Annotated in this window: 2 protein-coding genes and 3 pseudogenes; 1 reads left to right on the top strand and 4 read right to left on the bottom strand. The window is 66.9% G+C overall.

What is annotated here, in order from left to right:
* Window positions 1-70: 70 nt before the first annotated feature.
* Window positions 71-142, top strand: a pseudogene (locus A5652_RS28550) (hypothetical protein); the annotation flags it as partial.
* Window positions 143-208: 66 nt separating this feature from the next.
* On the opposite strand, the pseudogene A5652_RS11610 reads toward A5652_RS28550, so the two are convergent.
* The 4 genes and pseudogenes from A5652_RS11610 to A5652_RS11595 all read right to left on the bottom strand — a co-directional run.
* Window positions 209-1,330, bottom strand: a pseudogene (locus A5652_RS11610) (sodium/calcium exchanger protein); the annotation flags it as partial.
* 248 nt (window positions 1,331-1,578) lie between these two features.
* A complete protein-coding gene (locus tag A5652_RS11605) occupies window positions 1,579-2,397 on the bottom strand; it encodes an SDR family NAD(P)-dependent oxidoreductase (protein ID WP_067350807.1) in 819 nt (272 codons plus the stop codon).
* Window positions 2,398-2,811, bottom strand: a complete 414-nt coding sequence (locus A5652_RS11600; RefSeq protein ID WP_067350805.1) for a nuclear transport factor 2 family protein — start codon at window positions 2,809-2,811, stop codon at window positions 2,398-2,400.
* Window positions 2,808-3,179, bottom strand: a pseudogene (locus A5652_RS11595) (zinc-binding dehydrogenase); the annotation flags it as partial. The gene A5652_RS11600 and the pseudogene A5652_RS11595, both read right to left, overlap by 4 nt.

Genomic DNA, 3,179 nt, shown 5'->3' with positions numbered 1-3,179 from the left:
CCCCGACACGGGCATTCCAGACCTGACGCACGAAGACCAACTGGCCGAATGGCGTCAACGCCTCGACGATATGGGCGACACCACCGCCACCTTCGAATGGGCGTTTCGCTGGCTGGCGGCCCACCGTCCGGAACCGTCGGCGGCGGTATTGGTACACGGCGACTTTCGCATGGGCAACCTCATCGTCGACGGGTCGAACCTCGCCGCGGAACTGGACGACGAACAATCCGAGCAGTGTGCACGCGGCGGACCGGTTGAATCGCAGCGCCAGGATCAGCGCCACCCCCATCATCGTTTGGGTGGCGGTCAGCAGCACCTCCTCCACCTGGCGGGAGTCCAGGTGCAGGGAGAACTCGCCCCCGCCCAGCAGGTGGGCGAGCGGCAGTGACCCGATCAGCAGGGTCCATTGGTTGACCTTGGAGGAGATCAGCGTGGCGATGGCCGCCGTGCCCTTGCCCCGGGCGGCGAAGATGGTCGCGATGATGAACTCCGGTGCTTCGGAGGCCAGGGGAGCCAGCCACTGCACCAACAGGAAGCGGTTGATGCCGAGTTCGGTGCCGGCGGAGACCAGGTTGTCGGCAAACGGCTTGGCGCACAGCAGGATCACCCCGCCCGAAACCAAGAACAGGCCGATTACGGCGACGCGGCGCCGACCATCGGGCAGGCCGCCCAGCGCGGCGGCGGTGCCGATCAGATCGGGCTCTTCGACCTCGCCGTGGCTGATCTTGTAGAGGTAGAAGCCGAACCACGCCAGCAACGCCAGTCCCAGCCCGAGATGGATCTGACCGCTCGCCGGGATCACGAACGCGAGGACGCCGGCGATCAACAGGAATCCGAGTTCGACCCGGTTTGCTGGCTCCAGCGTCAAACCGGTGGACTTCGCCGACCCGGACTTGCGCGCGACCATGATGCTCACCAGCACCACGACGGGCCAACCCAGACCCATCAACAACCGGTTGGACCCGGTCATGTTGGCGGCGGCGTATTGCGTGTAGTCCGCGTTGTGGCCGGACACGTAGGCGTAATAGAGGTCGACGGCGTATTCGGGCAGCACCGCGATCAGGGCGAGCAGGGCCGTCGCCAACCCGCCGGAGACATCGATCTGCGCCGCCTCGGCAGCCCAGGCCAGCAAGAAGCTGGCCGACACCACCGCTGCGCCGAAGATCAGCAGGGCGAGCACCGCACCGGTGTGCAGTCCGGCGATGCGGACGACCACAGCCGGGACGACGAACGCGCCGGTGATCACTCCGGAACGGGCCAGGGTGCGGCGCCGCCAGTGTGTCGTCGTCGAGACGGCGGCTGCGGGCCTGTCTATGGCGAGCATCGTCATCCTTCGCACTGGCGATCGGGTGGTCACTTCGGCACGGTTGCCGTGGCGAACCGGTTACCCAAAGTACGCGTGGCCTACACGGTCAGCAACGCTGCGGGTCCGCTGTGAGAACGGCGCACACCAACCCATATTTGCTGCACAGGGAACTACCGGAGCCAGAGTTAGGCTGCCCTGATTTGGAACTTTGGCAAACCTCTCTGCCGATCACTACGACGCACAGCGAACTACGGCGGTTCCGGTCGTTTCCCCTAAGCGTCCGGGCCCATGGCCGCGGCGGCGGCTTGGGCGAACAGCTCAACTGCCTGATTGCGGTTCAGCGATGCCAGTAGCTGTGCGGCGGCGCGCATAGTGTCGCCCACCATCAGGGTGGGGCCGTTGCCGAGGTTTTCGAAGGCCTCGGCGATCACGTCGGACACGGCCGCCGCGTCCGACGGAACCTCGTCGGGGGAGCCGATCTGGCCGCGGCTGTATTCGAGTTCGCGCAATGCCGGTGTGTTGGTCTTGCCCAGAATGAGGCCCAGGACGTCGACGCCCTTGTCGTGCAATTCGGCCCACAGCGCCTCGGCGAAGACCATGTCGAACGCCTTCGAGGCGCCGTAGGCGACCATGTTCGGCCCGCCGGCCAGCCCGGCGCCCGATCCAAAAATGACGATGCCGCCGCCGCCACGCTCCACCATCGCGGGCGCGAAATGGTGACACAACTGCATGGGCACCATGCAGTTGCGTTGCACCATCGCCTCGGCGGCTTCGATCGGATTGGCAAGGAACGGTTGGAAATTCGGGTCGGCCCCGGCGCAGTACACGAGCATTCCGATCTCCAGGTCACCGGTAGCCGCGGCCACCGCTGCTGCCGCGCCGGGCTGCGCGAGATCGATTGCGACGGTGCGGGTTTGCGCCGACGTCTTGCCCTCGATGTCGGCCGCGACGCGGTCGAGAACGGCTTGCCTGCGGGCCAGCAGTACCACGTTGACACCGCGCTCGGCGAGGCCTTCGGCGAACGCCGCGCCCACGCCGTCGGAGGCGCCGGCGACCAGCGCCCATGGCCCGTAATTCGTCGCGAATGTCATCTACCCGCCTCCGACCGTGGCGATGCGGACCTGGGTATAGCGCCGGCGGGCGATGCGCCACCCCGCCGGGGTGCGGACCATGTCGTCGTCGTAGAACCCGATCGCGTTGACGCCAGAGTTGTTGTCGCCGGCCATGATCAGGCCGTCTATGTAGGTGCGTGCCGTGGCTTTGTCACCGTCGAGGGTGATGGCCTGGTTGGTCAGGCGGTGCAGCGTGTGTCCCGCCAGAGCGTGCACCTGCTCCATGAAGTCGGCGACTGCGTCGACGCCGTTCCAGGTGCCGATCTCCCCGTAGTCCAGTTGGCAGTCGTCGGTGAAGACGGTGCGAAACAGCGGCCAGTCGCGCCGGTCGATCCCCGTGGCATAGCGCACCAGCAGTTCGGAGATGTCTTGGCGGTCATCGCGTTCGCTCACGAGCGGTCTCCATTCGGGCGGACGACGATCCGGGGCGGACCTTCGGACCTGCGGGCCTGATCGAGGGCCTCGGGCACGTCGTCGAGGCCGATGATCTTGCCGACGCTCGGCAGCGGGTCCAGGCGGCCGGCCGCGATGGCGTCGAGCGTGCCGTACCAGTCCTGCGGGTGTGGACCACCGCCGAACTGGATCGTCACACCTTGGCGGGTGGCGGTGGTGATGTCGAGGGTGTCGCCGGTGTACCAGCCACCCGCGCAATAGATGCGGGTGCCCATTTCGGCGGATTCGACCAATTTCTGGATCAGTCCGGACGCGCCGACGCACTCGAATACGACCGCCGGGCCGGGCAATCCGCGTTGCGCGCGCAC

It is taken from the genome of Mycobacterium sp. 1165178.9, from assembly GCF_001673555.1.
Lineage (GTDB): Bacteria > Actinomycetota > Actinomycetes > Mycobacteriales > Mycobacteriaceae > Mycobacterium.
This window is presented reverse-complemented; position numbering and strand designations above follow the sequence as displayed.

Bases quoted from the DNA above. Each gene is read 5' to 3' on its own strand.
- A5652_RS11605 (WP_067350807.1), bottom strand. From the start codon at position 2,397: ATGACATTCGCGACGAATTACGGGCCATGGGCGCTGGTCGCCGGCGCC.